The 15,457-nt window shown below is 67.5% G+C and carries 12 protein-coding genes; 1 reads left to right on the forward strand and 11 read right to left on the reverse strand.

Annotated elements, in window-relative coordinates:
* Nucleotides 1-75 precede the first annotated feature (75 nt).
* From AB4Y98_RS05710 to AB4Y98_RS05750, 9 genes are read right to left on the reverse strand one after another with little or no spacing between them, the layout of a single operon-like run.
* On the reverse strand, nt 76-1,881 hold the full coding sequence (locus AB4Y98_RS05710; protein ID WP_442243950.1) for a hypothetical protein: 1,806 nt from the start codon (nt 1,879-1,881) through the stop codon (nt 76-78).
* Nucleotides 1,878-4,043 (reverse strand): hypothetical protein, encoded by a 2,166-nt coding sequence (locus tag AB4Y98_RS05715; protein ID WP_442243951.1) that lies wholly within the window; start codon nt 4,041-4,043, stop codon nt 1,878-1,880. The genes AB4Y98_RS05710 and AB4Y98_RS05715 overlap by 4 nt, the downstream gene beginning before the upstream one ends.
* Entirely contained in the window at nt 4,040-5,161 is a 1,122-nt protein-coding gene (locus AB4Y98_RS05720; protein ID WP_442243952.1) for a BatA domain-containing protein, read from the reverse strand. Before AB4Y98_RS05720 ends, AB4Y98_RS05715 begins: the two co-directional genes overlap by 4 nt.
* A complete protein-coding gene (locus AB4Y98_RS05725) occupies nt 5,158-6,054 on the reverse strand; it encodes a DUF58 domain-containing protein (protein WP_442243953.1) in 897 nt (298 codons plus the stop codon). Before AB4Y98_RS05725 ends, AB4Y98_RS05720 begins: the two co-directional genes overlap by 4 nt.
* Before the next feature lie 7 nt (nt 6,055-6,061).
* Nucleotides 6,062-7,045 carry an AAA family ATPase gene (locus tag AB4Y98_RS05730; protein WP_223497418.1) on the reverse strand — a complete coding sequence of 328 codons (984 nt, stop codon included), beginning with the start codon at nt 7,043-7,045 and terminating at the stop codon, nt 6,062-6,064.
* A gap of 13 nt (nt 7,046-7,058) precedes the next feature.
* A complete protein-coding gene (locus AB4Y98_RS05735; protein WP_025876014.1) occupies nt 7,059-7,766 on the reverse strand; it encodes a DUF4159 domain-containing protein in 708 nt (235 codons plus the stop codon).
* The gene (locus AB4Y98_RS05740) at nt 7,766-9,100 is read right to left on the reverse strand and encodes a TldD/PmbA family protein (protein WP_442243954.1); all 1,335 of its coding nucleotides are present in this window, start codon (nt 9,098-9,100) and stop codon (nt 7,766-7,768) included. The genes AB4Y98_RS05735 and AB4Y98_RS05740 overlap by 1 nt, the downstream gene beginning before the upstream one ends.
* A 20-nt stretch (nt 9,101-9,120) precedes the next feature.
* The gene (locus tag AB4Y98_RS05745; RefSeq protein ID WP_025876010.1) at nt 9,121-10,755 is read right to left on the reverse strand and encodes a TldD/PmbA family protein; all 1,635 of its coding nucleotides are present in this window, start codon (nt 10,753-10,755) and stop codon (nt 9,121-9,123) included.
* 27 nt (nt 10,756-10,782) lie between these two features.
* Nucleotides 10,783-12,414, reverse strand: a complete 1,632-nt coding sequence (locus AB4Y98_RS05750) for a TldD/PmbA family protein (protein WP_442243955.1) — start codon at nt 12,412-12,414, stop codon at nt 10,783-10,785.
* A 707-nt stretch (nt 12,415-13,121) separates the two neighbouring features.
* Here AB4Y98_RS05750 and AB4Y98_RS05755 point away from each other — a divergent pair.
* Entirely contained in the window at nt 13,122-13,736 is a 615-nt protein-coding gene (locus AB4Y98_RS05755) for a DUF938 domain-containing protein (protein WP_442243956.1), read from the forward strand.
* Here the strand turns inward: AB4Y98_RS05755 and AB4Y98_RS05760 are convergent, their stop codons facing one another.
* Nucleotides 13,737-15,023: a type II toxin-antitoxin system HipA family toxin gene (locus AB4Y98_RS05760; protein ID WP_442243957.1), complete on the reverse strand. Its 1,287-nt coding sequence runs from the start codon at nt 15,021-15,023 to the stop codon at nt 13,737-13,739.
* A 33-nt stretch (nt 15,024-15,056) separates the two neighbouring features.
* Nucleotides 15,057-15,383: a helix-turn-helix domain-containing protein gene (locus tag AB4Y98_RS05765; protein ID WP_442243958.1), complete on the reverse strand. Its 327-nt coding sequence runs from the start codon at nt 15,381-15,383 to the stop codon at nt 15,057-15,059.
* Between the last annotated feature and the right edge of the window lie 74 nt (nt 15,384-15,457).

Genomic DNA, 15,457 nt, shown 5'->3' on the forward strand with positions numbered 1-15,457 from the left:
ATGCGTGGATGGTGTTCGCGACTCAATCGGTGGGGTCAGAGCCCTTTCGCAGGCGAAAGGGATCCGACCCCGGGATCAGCGTCGGCGCTCCAGCCACCACAGCAGCGATGCGCACAGTACGAACGCCAACCACCACGGCCAGCGCGGCCCTGGTACACGCTGGCTCGCCTGCGCGGTTGCCGGCGCCGCAGTGGCCAGCCGTTGCGTGGTGGCATCGATCATCGCCTGCCGATGCATCGCAGGGGCCTGCTTCGGATCGAACACGTACCGCCAATGCGTGCGGTCGCCGTGCTGCAAGCGCTGCCAACCAGCTTGACGCGGCCACCAGCCCGCGCATCGTGCTGTGCCGGTGGTGCTGTCGACAATCAGCGGCACGCCATCGCCGCGTCCGTCGAAGGCCCGCAGCGGTGCCTGCACGCCGCACAGTGACTGCCGCTCGCCGGCCCAGGCCAGTGCCTGTGGCGACCACGGTCCTTCGGTACCGGGCTGCGCGCGAGCGAGGGAGGTGAACACCGTGCTCCACAACTCACCGTGGCGATCCTCGCGACCGGCCAGTACCCAGCGCCAGCTGTCAGTGATCGGCAGCAGCCCGATGCGTCCCTTGCCAACGGCGCGCCACCCACCGATGGGCTTGCTGTCGCGATCCTGCAGCAGGGGGCGGCTGTCGGCTGCCTGCAGCGCCAGGTACTCCAGCGCCGGCAGCGCCGCGGCGTGCGACGCGCGGTCGGCGTCTTCGCCATCAGCGGTGGGCAGAGTGCCGGCGGCAAGCGGCCCGCGACGTGCCTGCAGCATCGTTGCGTCACCCTCGCCGGGCATTGCCGCAACCTGGCTGCCGGCATCGCCCTGCACGGGCAGGCCGAGATCGCGCAGGCGTTGCCGTGCGCTGGCTGATGGCGCGCCGGTACTGCGCACCAGCAGGCCGAGGCCATCGCGCAGGGCCTGGCGCACGGCCGCCAGCTGAGCGGCACCGAGCGCAGCCAGGCTGCGTTCGTCGAGCAGCAGCAGATCGCTGCGCGCCAGCGTGGAGGCGTCCAACGCCACGTTGCCGTCGCCCAGGCTGAGGCCTGCGCCGGTCTCGGCCTGCACCTGTACGCGGATGCCGGCATCGGTGGCCCAGCGCCGCAGGTACTTCAGTTCGGCGCCGGGGGCAGCCGAGCGCACCAGCACGCGCAGCGGAGCGGCGGCCCGTGTCTGCTGGGGCACCGGCACGCTGTCGGCCACATGGCCCTGCGCATCCAGCAAGCGCAGCTGGAACACGCTGCGGCCTTCGGCGCGGGTGACGCCGCTGAGCTGTACACGGCCATCCTCTGCCAGCGTTGCACGATCGACCACGGCACCGGCCGGGTCCAGCAGTTCGGCCTGCGCTCGGTCTACGCCGCGTGCCTGTGCGTGTACGTCGAAGCGCGCACCGGGAGCGGTGTCCACGGGCGGCTGCAGGGCGATCCAGCCGTTGGCTGCAGAGGATGCCTGCCAGCGCGTGTCGGCGGGCAGTGCGGCATCGCGGTCACGCGCGGCCAGGCCGGCACCGATCAGTGTCACCGTGGAGGACGGATAGCGGCGCAGTGCGGTGGCCAGGTCCGGCACGCGCGCTGCACCGGCCATATCGGTTGCTTCCGGCAGCAGCACCCGGGTGCCGCCGGTGGGCAGTGCACCGGTCTTGTTGGCCCCGGCGCCGATCACCACCAGGCCGGCCAGGGAGGCGCGCTGTGAGGGCGGCAGCAGGCAGACGTACAGCAGCGCAGCGGCGGCCGCCTGCAGCGTGAGCACGGCGATAAGACGGCCGCGCCTCTGCGTGGGCGAACGCAGCTGGCGCGCACTGGCGACCAGCACGATCAGCGCCAGCGCCACTGCGACCCACACGTTCAATGCCGATGTGCTCATGGCTGTGCCTGCAGCGCATCGAGGTAGCGCTGCCCCATGGCATCGGCCGCACGGCGTCGCATCACCTGCGGCAGTGGCCGCTGCAGTGCACGCCACAGCTGCGCGCGCAGGCGCTGCCGGCACTCGGTGCAGCCGGGGTCGATGCGTAGTTGTTCGATGGCGGCAGCCAGGTCCAGTGCATCGGGCAGGAAGGCGTTGTTGCGCTGCTGCCAGGCGGCCAGCATGTCCAGATCGGGCGTGCCGTCCTCGTCGCCCAATCGCTGCCAGGCCTCGACGACGGCAGGATCGGGCGGCGTGCGCGCGGCCAGCGGCAGATCGCGGCTGGCCAGCCCGGCACGGTCGCCGCCCAGGCGCCGGCTCTCGTCGATCGGCGGCAGCTCCGGGCCGACGCGCGCCAGATAGATGCGCTCGGCCTGCTGCACCTGCTTGATGAACGCCAGCGCTTTGTAGGCAAACGGCAGGGCCTGCTCGGGGCGGCCCTGGCGCAGCTCGCCTTCGGCCGACCACATCTGGTCCAGCGCGGCCTTCAAGGTGGCGCGTGTCTGCGGGTCAAGCAGCGTCGCCGCCTCGGCGTGGTCGTGGGTATGCCCGTACTCGGACAGCACGTCGGTGGCGCTGCCGAACACCGGTGGCGTGTCATTGCCGCTGGCTGCGCCACCGTGGTCGTGGCCGTGCTCGTCGTGTGCGCCGGCCTCGGCGCCGTGACCGTGCTCATGATCGTCATCGTGTGCGTCTGCCGCCGGCGTATCGCTGGTGGGCAGGTCGCTGGTCGGCGGTGGCTTCGGCGCGCCCTCGCTTTCTTCGCCCAGGAACTGGCCGTAGCGCAGCCGCAGGATGCGCTGGTCGACGCCGATCGCATCGCTGCGCTTGACGAAGGTATCGGCGGCTACGCTCCGGCGTTCGCGGATCAACGCCTCGGCGTCGATGATGATCTGCCGCTGGCTGCGGAAGTACGCGGGCAGGGTCTTCTTGATGCGGCCTTCCAGTTCGGCACCGAGCACGGCCTCGGCGCTGGGCAGGCGCAGGATCACGCTGCTGCTGCGGCCGACCTGTGCTGCCGGCGCGTGGTTGTCGCGCACTTCCAGCTGGGCGATCACATCGTTGCCGGGCTGTGCGCCCAGCGCGGCCAGATCAAGGGTATGGGCAAAGCGCCGTGCCTTCACCTCGCCGCTGCCGCTGAGCGTCACGCTGCGGCGCACGAAGGTGATGTTCTCGCCGCTGCCCTGGGTGATGGTGATCGACAGCGTCGCCCGCGCGGAGACGCCATGATCGTCGCCGGCCTCGAAGCGCAGCGTCCACTGCCGTTGCCCGGGGGGGCCCAGCACCAGGCTGGTGGCAGGCTCGATCACGCGCACCGTCGGCGCACGGTCGGCGACCACGTCGAGTCGATGCAGGCGGGTTTCGGCCAGCGCCGGTTCGCTGACCACGCGATACAGCACCGGGGTACGCGCTACGTCCTGCGCCTGCCATTCACCATTGCGCTCGCGCAACGGAAGGCGTCGACCGTCGTGGAACTGCAGCCAGGCGTTGCTGGGTGCACGGTCGAAGCGCAGTGACCAGGACAGGCGACTGTCGGCGGCGACCTTGGCGTCGAGTGCGTTCTGCGTACGCGTGGGTTGGCCGGTGTAGGCCGGTGCGTCGATGCGCAGTCGAGTGGACTGCAGGCGCAATGGACCGGCCTTGGCGCTGCTTTGCGGCGAGGCAGGCGCCGTTGGGCGCGGTGCGCCGCTGCGCGGCCAGCCCAGTGCCAGCACAGCGACGGCGATGCCGCCAATCCAGCACAGCGCCACTGCCCTGCGTGGCCAGCGTGGTCGCAGCTCGGGGAGGTTGTGTTCAAGCGCAGCCAGCACGTGCGTGCGCTGGCGCTGCTGCAGTGGGTTGAGCGCAGCGCCATCGGCAAACAGCAGATCGGCACTGTCTTCGCTGGCGCCACTGGCATCGAGCCTGCGCTGCAACCAGCGTCGGTCCAGCTGCCGGGCGCGCATCGTCGCTGCGGCCGCAATGATCAGCAGGGCCACGGTTGCCACGACGCAGGCGATATCGAAACCGGACACGCGCAGCGCGAGTGCCGCTGACGCCAACGTCCACGGCAGCCCCAGCAGCAGGGTGATCGCCGCGCGGCGCCGACGTGCGCGCTGCCATGCCTGTTGCAGCGCCTTCATGGTGCAGCCCTGCGTCGCGCGCTGCTCGCCATCCAGCGCTCAAGCGCGAACAGCAGCACGATCACCAGCAGCAGCCACGCGGTGGGTTCGCGCAGGGGCGGCGTTGCGGCGGGCAGGGCCGCCTGGGGTGGTGTCTGGTCCTGCGCATCACCCAGCTGCGGCGTTGATGGCGGTTGCAGGGCCTGCAGCAGGTCGCGCGGCAGGCCGTCATCGCGCAATGCACTGTTGCGGGCCACGTTCCATTCGCCGGGCAGATGCAGCAGGCGGCCCTGGCCGATGCGCTGCTGCCACAGCAGCGGTGCATTGTCTGCTTCGCGCAGCAGTACGGGTGCACCCGCTGGCGGTTTCGCAGCGGTCAGCACCGTGCCGCCCTGCTGCAGCCAGCGCTGCCAGGAGCCAGGCAGCGCATCGGTGGCGGTCCATACGCCGATCTCGCCGCGGGCAGGCAACGCGTCGTCGGCCAGGGGGGCCGCCAATGGTTGCGTGCCCCACGCGCGCTGCAACGCGCCCAGCCATTGCAGCGCAGCCGCCGGTGCATCGCTGCGCGTTCGAAGGCGTGGTGCCGGGGAAGCGTGTGGCGGCGCGGTGACGGCCAGCGCGTGTGGCTGCCACTGCACCTCGCGCGACAGCTGCAGGCGGGCACCATCAAGGCCGGGCAAGGGATCGGGTACGTGTACGGTCAGCGCGGTGCCGGCCGGCAACTGCGCGTCCAGCTCGCGCAGCAGGCTGGGCAGGGCAGCAGCGTCTGCCGGCGCGGGCTGGTCGATGGTGGGGAAGCCCGGCGCCAGCCAATGCCAGTTGCGCGCATCGGTGCTGCCGCGCAGCGCGGTCGCGTCCAGGCCCGGTGCCACCACCGTCCACGCTGCTGGCACGGGCGCAGGACCGGTCAGCGCCGGGCGCGCCAGCAGCAGGGCCAGTGCGGCCAGCAACAGCAGGCGCACCAGCAACAGCGGCCAATCATCGAAGCGGATGCGCTGGCGCGGTCGTACCTGGGCGCGCAGCCAGCGCAGCGCAGCGAAATCCAGCGGCGTGTAGGGATGACGGCGGGCGAGGTGGATCAGCAGTGGCAACAGCCATGCGGCCAGCGCGGCCAGGCCCAGCGGAAACAGCAGGCTCATGCGCCGCCCCTGCGGCCGAACAGCGCCTGTAGCGGCTGGTCCAGCGGCTGGTCGAGCCAACCGGTGGCGATGGCGATGCCACTGGATTGCAACCGCGATTGCAGCGCGGCGCGGGCCTCGGCGAAGCGCTGCAGGTAGTCGGCGCGGATCGCGGCGCCATCGCCGAGCAGCTCCTCGCCCGTTTCCGGGTCGCGGAAACGATGGCCTGCGTCGAAGGGGAAATCGCGTTCGTCGGCGGTCAGCACCTGCAGCAGCATCACTTCGCGGCGCGCGCTGGCCAGTTGCTCCAGCAGCACGATGCCCGCGTCGTCGAAGCCATCGCCGATGGCCAGCAGCAGATCGCCGGGGCGCACGCGCTCCCACAGCGGTCGCAGCCGCTCTGCGGCCGGCCATGCGCCGCGCGCCTGCAGGGCATGCAGCTGCAGATGCACGCGGTCGCGCTGGCGCGCGCCATGCGCGGCCGGCACCAGCTGCAGGCCTTCGCCGTTGATCGCCAGCAGGCCGAAGCGATCACCCTGCTGCAGCGCCAGCTCGACCACGCAGGCAGCCAGCTGCCGCATGTGATCCAGGCGGCTGCGTCCGGGCGCTGTACGGTCGGACTGGCCCGCTGAGGCCGTGGCATCGAGCAGCAGCCAGACGGTGATCGGGCTTTCGCGCTCGGATTCACGCACGAAGAAGCGATCCGAGCGCGCGTACAGCTTCCAGTCGATCTGGCGCAGTTCGTCACCGGGCTCGTAGGCGCGGTACTGGGCGAACTCCAGGCCGGCGCCGCGGCTGCGGCTGGCATGTTGGCCGATGCCGCTTGCGCCGCTGGCCAGGCGTGGCCACAGCCGCAGCGCACGCAGTCGCGCACGCAGGTCGGGTGGCAGCAGCAGCGGCGTGCCTGCGGTCACCAGTGGATCAACCCGGGAAGGGAACGGCCTGCAGCAGTGCGGCGACCACATCGTCGGCGCGCTTCTGCTCGGCTTCGGCCGCGAAGGACAGCAGCAGGCGATGACGCATCACCGGTGCGGCCAGTGCCTGCACATCCTCGCGGGTGGCGGCGAAGCGTCCCTGCAGCAGTGCGCGCGCCTTGGCGGCCAGCACCAGCGACTGCCCGGCACGCGGACCTGCGCCCCATTTCACCCACTGGTTGATCGCCGCCGGTGCACCCTCGCCGGGACGGCTGGCGCGGACCAGGCGGGTGATCCAGGCGAGCACGTCGGGGCTGACATGCACCTGGCGCACCGCCGCCTGCAGCGCGATCACCGCTTCGGCATCCATCACCTTCGGCACGCTTTCAGTGGCACCGCCGGTGGTCTGTTCGAGGATCTGCCGCTCTTCTTCCTCGCTGGGGTAATCGACCAGCACATGCAGCAGGAAGCGGTCCAGCTGTGCTTCGGGCAAGGGGTAGGTACCGGCTTGTTCGATCGGATTCTGCGTGGCCAGCACGAAGAACGGCGCCGGCAACGTGTAGGTCGTGCCGGCGTAGCTGACCGTACGCTCCTGCATCGCTTCCAGCAGCGCCGCCTGGGTCTTGGGTGGGGTGCGGTTGAGCTCGTCGGCCAGCAGCAGGTTGGTGAAGATCGGGCCCTGCTGGAAGCGGAAATGGCGATGGCCGGTACCGTGGTCTTCTTCCAGCAGTTCGGTACCCAGGATGTCGCTGGGCATCAGGTCCGGGGTGAACTGCACACGCCGGAACTGCAGTTCCAGTGCTTGCCCCAGCGAGCGCACCAGCAGGGTCTTGCCCAGCCCCGGCGCGCCTTCCAGCAGGCAGTGGCCGCCGGCCAGCAGGCCGATCAGCAGCTGCTCGACCACGGTGTGCTGGCCGACCACGGCGTGGGCCAGGGCGCTGCGCAGCGCGTGCAGGCGCGGCAGCAGGGAATCGAGGTCGGGGGAGGTCATGGGCGTGGTCCGTTCAATTGTTCAATGCGTACATCACGATGTTGACGCCGAAGCGGGTGTTGTCTTCGGCCAGGAAACGCTTGTTGCGCCAGTCGTAGTCCCACTCGCAGCCGTAGTCCTTGTTGCTGTAGAGCAGACCCAGCCGGCCATCGACCTCGATGCCTTTCAGGTAGTCGTGCACCAGGTCATCGCCCCAGCCGTTGAGCTCGAAGCTGGTCGCGGGCGGGCCGTCGGGGAAGCGGAAGAAGCTGCGGTACAGCGCGTGGCTGTTGGGCAGTTTCTGCAGCGCCTTCGGCCCGAACAGCCGGCCCATCTGCGCTTCGAACGAGGTGGCGAACAGGCCGTCGATGTCGTGGTTGCAGTCGTCGACGAAAACAAAGCCGCCATTGCGCACGTAGCGCACGAAGTTCTGCCGTTCGGCGGCGTTGAACTCGACCAGGGTGTGCCCGGCCAGGTAGCAGAACGGCGCTTCCAGCATGCGCGGGTCGGCCAACGCCACCACCCGTTCCTGCGGGTCCACCCGCAGGGAGGTGTAGTCGATCAGCGAGGTGATCAGATTGGACGGCATGCGCGCGTCCACGTCCCAGTCACCGGAGTCGTACTGCAGGCGGGTGAACCAGAAGTCGTAGCGCGAACTGCGCGGGCCTGCCTGTGCCCATGCCGGCAGCGCCGCCGCCGAAGCGGCAGCGGCCAACCAGCGCAGGCAGGCCCGGCGATCCATCAGACCGCGTCGGACAACGACGTAAAGGTGAAATCACGCAGCTTCATCGGCGGAATCATCATCACGAAGTTGGACTCGTCACCGGCCACGCGCACCGGCTTGCCCAGCTCTTCGATGTTGTTGAGCATGATCACCGGCGATTCGTTGAAGCGGAAGTTCTTCACCGGGTGCTTGATCTGCCCGTTCTCGATGTAGAAGGTGCCATCGCGGGTCAGGCCGGTCAGCAGCACGGTCTGCGGGTCGACCATGCGGATGTACCAGGTGCGGGTGACCAGGATGCCCTTCTGGGTGCCACGCACCAGCTCGGCGGTGTTCTTCTCGCCACCACTCATCAGCAGGTTGCCGGGCGTGGCCTTGGCGGTCTTGCCCTGCTTCTGCGCCCAGAAGCGCGAATAGTCGAGGTTGGCGATCTTGCCGTTCTCGATGATGGCGATGCGCTCGCGCGGCATGCCTTCACCATCCCACGGCAGCACCGGCGCATCCGGATGCCACGGGTCGGCATACATGTTCACGCGCGGATCGTAGACCTGCTCGCCCAGCTTGTTGCCGCCGCCCTTCTTGGACAGGAAGCTGCGACCTTCGTCAGCCGAGCGCGCGCTGAAGAAGTTCATCATGAAGCTGATCAGGCCCGCAGCCGCCGCCGGCTCCAGGATCACCGTGTACTTGCCGGGCTCCAGTGCCTTGGCTTCCTGCGACTCGGTCGCCTTGCGCATCGCGATGCGGATGTCCTGGTCGGCCTTGAAGTCGGCCGCATCCTTCAGGTTGCGACCCACCCAGCCCGAGCCACGGCCGTCCTCGGTGCGCACGGTGCAGGTGTAGTCGAAGTTGGTGCTGCGCTGGTAGCCGAAGTTGCCGTTGCTGTTGGCCGTGGCGTAGAAGCCTTGGCCGTCTTCGAGGAAGCCTGCAGCGATCAGCCCGTTGCCACGGCACGGCGCGATCGAATCGGCGGCAACCTTGGCGCGGAAGGCCGGATCAATGGCGGCGGTGGATTCGCTGAAGGTCGGGCTGGGGCGGTAGGTCTGCTTGCCGATGGCCGGCATGAACTCCGGGTTTTCCGGGGCCAGGCGGGCCAGGTCTTCGGCGCGGCGCACCACGCGCTGCAGCGCGGCGTCGTCGAACTCGTTGATCGAGGCAGTGCCCACGCGCTTGCCGAAGGCCACGGTGACGGCCAGCTCGGTGTTGTCGACGATGCCACTGGTGGACACGTTGTTCAGGGCGAAACGGATGTTGCCGTTGATGGAACCGGCCAGTACGGCCGTGCACTCATCGGCCTTGGACAGGGCGATGACCTTGTCGAGGATGGCCTTGGCCTGGGCTTCGGTGAAGATACTCATGTGTAAGGGCTCCTGACCGGTCAGCCGAGGCTGCGTGCGGTGTTGATGACGTTGATGCCGTTGAAGCGCGCGGTCGAGGAACCGTGCGAGACCGCCGAGACCTGGCCGGGCTGGCCCTTGCCATCGAAGAACGAACCGCCCAGGCGGTAGTCGCGTTCATCGGCCACGGCGCTGCAGGCATTCCAGAATTCCGGTGTACGGATCTGGTAGGCCACGTCTTCGAGCATGCGGGTGATCTTTCCGTTCTTGATCTCGTAGAACAGCTGGCCGCCGAACTGCGCGTTGTAGCGCTGCTGGTCGATCGAGAACGAACCATCCCCGATGATGTAGATGCCGTTCTCCACGTCCTTGATCATGTCCGACACGCTCAGCGGCGACTTGCCCGGCGCCATCGACACGTTGGCCATGCGCTGGAACTGCACGCTGGACCACGAGTCGGCATAGCAGCAGCCATCGGATTCGGTCTTGCCGAGGATGTGGGCCTGGTCGCGGATGGTCTGGTAGTCGACCAGCTTGCCGTTGCTGATCAGGTCCCAGCGCTTGCACTTCACGCCTTCATCGTCGTACGCGACCGCGCCGAGGCTGCCCGGCTGGGTCTTGTCGGCAAAGATGTTCACGTGCTCGCTGCCGTACTGGAAATGCTGCTCGCGCTTGTCCAGGGTGGCGAAGCTGGTGCCGGCGTAGTTGGCTTCGTAGCCGAGCACGCGGTCCAGTTCCAGCGGGTGGCCGATCGACTCGTGGATGGTCAGCCAGGTGTGCGACGGATCCAGGATCAGGTCGTACTTGCCGGGCTTCACCGACGGCGCCTTCAGCTTCTCCTGCGCCTGCTTGGCCGCCGCGATGGCATCTTCCTTCATGTCGTAGGACGAGCCGTAGTTGACCACGCCATTGGGCGTGAGCACCTTGCCGGCAGCTGCGCCATCGAGGTACTCGTAGCCCAGGCCCATCGGTGCGGACAGGCCTTCGCGGGTGCGGAACTTGCCGCTGGCCTTGTCGATGGCGGTGATCGTCATCGGTGCCCAGATGCGGTGCACGTCCTGGTCGATGTAGGAACCGTCGGTGGAGGCGAAGTACTTCTGCTCGTTCACCAGGAACAGCATCGAGTTGACGAAGCTGGCGCCGGCGCCCATCGCCGCGGCGTTGACGTCCAGCAGCAGGTCGACCTTCTCCTTGATCGGCACCTCCATCGCATTCTTGCGGATCGGCGTCTTCCAGCTGACCTCGCCCACGCCCGGCGCCTTGGCCAGCTGCACCGGCGCGGTCTGCACGCCCGCGTTGGCCTTGGCGATCGCCGCCGCCTGCTGCGCGGCACGGGCCACGTCGGCGGTGCTGAGCGCATTGGTGGCGGCAAAGCCCCAGGCGCCGTTGACGATCACGCGGATGCCCACACCGGTGGACTCGGTGTTGACCACGTTCTGCACCTTGTCCTCGCGGGTGATCACGAACTGCCGCAGGTAGCGGCCGATGCGCACGTCGCAGTAGGTGGCGCCGGCGCTGCGCGCAGCCTGCAGGGCGGCGTCGGCCAGGCGCTTCTTCAGCGCAGGGTCGAGGCTGGACTGCAGTTGCTCGGCGGCGATCGCCTTGCCGAAGAACGACGGCACGATCAGGCCGCCAGCGGTAAGCCCGGTCAGGGCCAGGAAGTCACGTCTGTGCAAGGCTGCTCTCCATGAAGGACGGGTGGCTCAAGCGCCGAGACTGCGCGCGGTGTTGATGATGTTGATGCCGTTGAAACGGGTGGTGGACGAACCGTGCGAGACCGCCGACACCTGGCCGGGCTGGCCCTTGCCGTCGAAGAACGAACCGCCAAGGCGGAAGTCGCGTTCATCGCAGATGGCGCTGCAGGCGTTCCAGAACTCCGGCGTGCGGATCTGGTAGGCCGCATCCTCGACCATGCCGGTGATCTTTCCGTTCCTGATCTGGTAGTACAGCTGGCCGCCGAACTGCGCGTTGTAGCGCTGCTGATCGATGGAGTACGAGCCGCGGCCGTGGATGTAGATGCCGTTCTCCACGTCCTTGATCATGTCCTCCACGCTGAGCGGCGTCCTGCCCGGCGCCAGCGAGACATTGGCCATGCGCTGGAACTGCACGCTGGACCACGAGTCGGCATAGCTGCAGCCATGCGAGGCGTCGCGGCCGAGGATGTGCGCCTCATCGCGGGTGGCCTGGTAGTCGACCAGGATGCCGTCGCGCACCAGGTCCCAGCGCTGGGTCTTCACCCCTTCGTCGTCGTAGCCGACCGCGCCGAGGCTGCCCGGCTGGGTCTTGTCGGCGAAGAAGGTGACGATGTCGCTGCCCCAGCGGAAACCGGCATCGCGCTTGTCCAGGGTGGCGAAGCTGGTGCCGGCGTAGTTGGCCTCGTAGCCGAGCACGCGGTCCAGTTCCAGCGGGTGGCCGACATTCTCGTGGATGGTGAGGAACAGGTTGGACGGATCCAGCACCAGGTCGTACTTGCCGGGCTTCACCGAGGGCGCCTTCAGCTTCTCGCGCGCCTGGCGGGCGGCGGCGATGGCGTCCTCGACCGGGTCATAGGAATCGCGGTACGCAGTGATGCCACCGGGCAGCTGCACCTTGCCGCGTGCATCGCCATCAAGGAACTCGTAGCCCATGCCCATCGGCGAAGACAGGCCGGCGCGGGTGCGGAACTTGCCGCTGGCCTTGTCGATGGCGGTGGCGGTGAACGGCAGCCAGATACGGTGGATGTCCTGGTCGATGAACGAACCGTCGCTGGAAGCGAAGTACTTCTGCTCGTTGACCAGGAACAGGGTGGAATTGATGAAGTCGGCACCCGCATTCAGTGCGGCCGCATTGAGCGCCAGCAGCAGCTCGACCTTGTCCTGGATGGGCACTTCCATCGCATTGCGGCGGATGGGCGTCTGCCAACGCACCTCGCCGACCGCCGGGGTGGGCGCCAGCTGCACCGGGCGGGTCTGGATGCTGGCATTGGCGCGGGCGATGGCGGTGGCCTGTTCGACGGCGGTGCGCACCGCCGCTTCGGTCTGCTGGTGGGTAGCGGCGAAACCCCAGGCACCGTTGACGATCACCCGCACGCCCACACCGGATGATTCGCGGTTGGTCACGTTGCCGACCTGGTGCTCGCGGGTGATCACCGACTGGTTGAGGTAGCGGCCGATGCGCACGTCGCAGTAGCTGGCCTTGGCCGAACGCGCGGCGGCGAGGGCGACCTCGGCCAGGCGCCGGCGCTTGGCCGGGTCGACCGGGGCCAGCAACTGCTCGGCGGCGATCAGCCGCGAATGCGGCAGGACCAGGCCCGCCAGGCCCAGACCGGAAAATGCCAGGAACTCACGTCGTTGCACTGCGTCTCTCTCTCACTTCCGTGCGGCCGGCAAAGGACCGATCCGATCACGTCAACTCCTCGACTTTCGCCAGCGGCGGACATTCGGGCAAGTGACTGCAGTCATGGTCGGGGAGGGTTTCGGCAGGGCTTGCAGCCCTGCACCTGCTGTAGTGCCGGCCGCTGGCCGGCAACCTCAGCAGCAACGTCAACGTCAAAAGCGGGCATTCCGTGGGTGGGCGGGGCGGTGTCGGAGTGCGGGGACGCCGTGAATCCGTCCCTGGAGGCTTGGCAGCCGCATCCATGCGGCTGACACCCCGCACTCCGACACCGCCCCACCTCTGACAGATCTCCGCGGCTGTTGGTAGGTGTCGACCTTGGTCGACACATCTGTCAGGTATCGAAATAAATCCGGGGTCAGATCCCGTTGCGTAGCAACGGGATCTGACCCCGTGCCGTTCCGACAGATCGCGAAAATCTGTCGAAGGCGGGATGGGTCCGGTGGCGGGGGTGTCCGCGGCATGGATGCCGCGGCCAAGCCCCCAAGGACGGGTTTACGGCGTCCCCCGCCACCGGACCCACCCCGCCATCCCGCAGGAAACCAGCTCTTGCTGTTGACGTTGCCGGCCAGCGGCCGGCACTACCGCTTCGGCGGGTGCAGGGCGCAGCCCTGCCGAGCAATACCCCCCTCGTGCACAATGAGGCCGACCCCGCCTGGACGCCGTCTCGATGTCGAGCAAGCCGTATTCAGAAGCCTGCGAACGCAACCGCGAACCGATCGCCGCTGCGCTCGACCCGTGGATGGGAGATCGCCACCGGGTGCTGGAGATCGGTAGCGGCACCGGCCAGCATGCCGCTTTCTTCGCCGAGCGCTGGCCATGGCTACGCTGGCAGCCCAGCGACCATCCGGATCATCTGCCCGGCATCGAGTCCTGGCGCGCGGAGGCGGCGCTGCTGAACCTGCTGCCGCCGGTGGTGCTGCAGGTGGAACTGCCGCCAGCGCCCGGCCTGAGCTTGCCGGAAGGCAGCATGTTCGACGCCGCATTCAGTGCCAACACGCTGCACATCATGAGCTGGCAGCACGTGCAGGCGCTGTTCGCCGCGTTGCCGCCCCTGCTGCGCCACGGCACGTTGCTGGCGGTGTACGGCCCGTTCAACTACGGCGGTCGCTACACCAGCGACAGCAATGCGCAGTTCGATGCGTGGCTGAAGGCGCGTGATCCGCGCAGCGGCATCCGCGATATCGAAGCGGTGCAGGCGCTGGCCGCAGACAACGGCTTTACCCGCTTGGGTGACGTGGCGATGCCGGCCAACAACCGCCTGCTGCTGTGGCGGTTGGGCTGATCAGGCGTCGGGCTGTTCAAACTGCCGCAGGCAGCGCTGACAGCTCATATCGATGGCATCGAGCAAGCGGTTCAGTACCGGGTGACAAATCCCCTCCGCGTGGAGTTCCGCATGTAACTGTCGCGCGAGCGCGGGAAGTTGGCTGGCCATGTCGAACAATCCAGACAGTGCCTTGTCTGCATCAAGTCTCATTGCCTCAGCGGTAGACCGCCAATCCATCAAGCGGACGTCCCACCAGCGGTAGTGGCTGCCAATCTTCATCGCCATCTTGATCTTGCGGTGCTGAAGTTCGGTGTAGGGCAGTGCACTGGAGATATCGTACAGAGGGGCAAGGCGGGCCCTTCCCTGGGCGCCTATCAGCAGCGAATAATTCTTCGCGTGCGCATCCGTGCCGCCGATGAGGTAGTTGAATTGCAGTGCCTGCAGCAGTGCCTCGACATCCGAGCGCGGTTGACTGGAATGATCCCATAGCGCTCGTGCAAGATCGGCAGGACCGGGTCCACCCTGATTCTGATACTTGATTTGGGGCATCACGCCCAGAGCCTGGCAGAAGTCTTCCTGGTGTACACGCTGCCATCCAGCCGCCGTACGTATGCGGTCGTATCGCCTTACGGAGATTGCCTGTGCGTCTTCCACGCAGATCATTTCAGCAAACGCGGCTGACATGCCAACGTGTCTGGCCAGACGTAGGCAGAACACCTCATTCTCGACGAATCCGTCGTAGTCGCCGCTGGATGGCTTGAGGATATGGGTCGTTGGAATACGACCGGCGGGAATCTCCCAGCCCCCGTCGTTGCGCTGTAACAGGGCGATCTTGGCTTGCGCCCCGGCCAGGCTGAACTGTCCGACATCATCGAGTCGCCGTGCTGCGGCTTGGTCCACACGTACACGCTGCAGGCGTCGGGCGATTTCATGCGTGGACAGTGGCTCCTGCCTGTCGCTCTCGCCCGAAAGGACGGCCGCGAGCCGTTCACTTCCCACAAACTGGACGGCTCCCGCGCAGTCCTCACCCACGTGGGAGAGCAATGCGACCGGATTGCGGGCTGATACATGGAATCGCGAGGCCCATCGTTGCAGCAGTACCTCGTTGTCCGGAAGCAGTCCCCACAGCACCGCGGATAGCGTTGCGCTGGGCGCACTGTCCTGCGCCAACGGAAGTGCGAGAGACAAGGGATAGGCCCCCGGCGTCTGGCGCCAACTGTCCGCGTAACGGAACGTTGGATGCCCATGTGCATCCTGCCCAAGGTATCCAGCCACTCTGTTGGAAAGGAGTACGTTGAGGTCCATGCCGGAAGCGCGGTTTCCAGGGAGAAGAGGCTTTTAGAGATCCTTGCTGCGGTTACGACCATCGATCGGCACAACTGCCTTGCGACGTTCATCCGGGTACAGCCGGTTGCCATCCACGATAGTGTCGATATCGGGCAGCACTAGAGGCATTTCCGACGAATCAGCAACGGATGACTCGCCCTCGACGTCACCGACGGTCAGTACCAGGCCGAGTACATTCAGCGTCCGCAGTACAAGTTGCAGTTCGGCCCGGGGTTTGCCCTTCTCCATTTCGATGATCCACTGCCGGCTCACTCCCACGCGTTCGGCCAACTGCGCCTGATCCCAGCGGAGTGTCTTGCGACGTTGGCGGATGACCACGCCCAAGTCTCGGGAAGTTCGGAGGACGTCCATTCCGCGAATGTATGCGCTCGACGACATCCAAGCAATAGTCG

It is taken from the genome of Stenotrophomonas sp. 2YAF26 (genome assembly GCF_052114625.1).
Taxonomy (GTDB): Bacteria; Pseudomonadota; Gammaproteobacteria; order Xanthomonadales; family Xanthomonadaceae; genus Stenotrophomonas; species Stenotrophomonas indicatrix.

Bases quoted from the DNA above. Each gene is read 5' to 3' on its own strand.
- AB4Y98_RS05710 (WP_442243950.1), bottom strand. From the start codon at position 1,881: ATGAGCACATCGGCATTGAACGTGTGGGTCGCAGTGGCGCTGGCGCTG.
- AB4Y98_RS05715 (WP_442243951.1), bottom strand. From the start codon at position 4,043: ATGAAGGCGCTGCAACAGGCATGGCAGCGCGCACGTCGGCGCCGCGCG.
- AB4Y98_RS05720 (WP_442243952.1), bottom strand. From the start codon at position 5,161: ATGAGCCTGCTGTTTCCGCTGGGCCTGGCCGCGCTGGCCGCATGGCTG.
- AB4Y98_RS05730 (WP_223497418.1), bottom strand. From the start codon at position 7,045: ATGACCTCCCCCGACCTCGATTCCCTGCTGCCGCGCCTGCACGCGCTG.
- AB4Y98_RS05735 (WP_025876014.1), bottom strand. From the start codon at position 7,766: ATGGATCGCCGGGCCTGCCTGCGCTGGTTGGCCGCTGCCGCTTCGGCG.
- AB4Y98_RS05740 (WP_442243954.1), bottom strand. From the start codon at position 9,100: ATGAGTATCTTCACCGAAGCCCAGGCCAAGGCCATCCTCGACAAGGTC.
- AB4Y98_RS05755 (WP_442243956.1), top strand. From the start codon at position 13,122: ATGTCGAGCAAGCCGTATTCAGAAGCCTGCGAACGCAACCGCGAACCG.
- AB4Y98_RS05760 (WP_442243957.1), bottom strand. From the start codon at position 15,023: ATGGACCTCAACGTACTCCTTTCCAACAGAGTGGCTGGATACCTTGGG.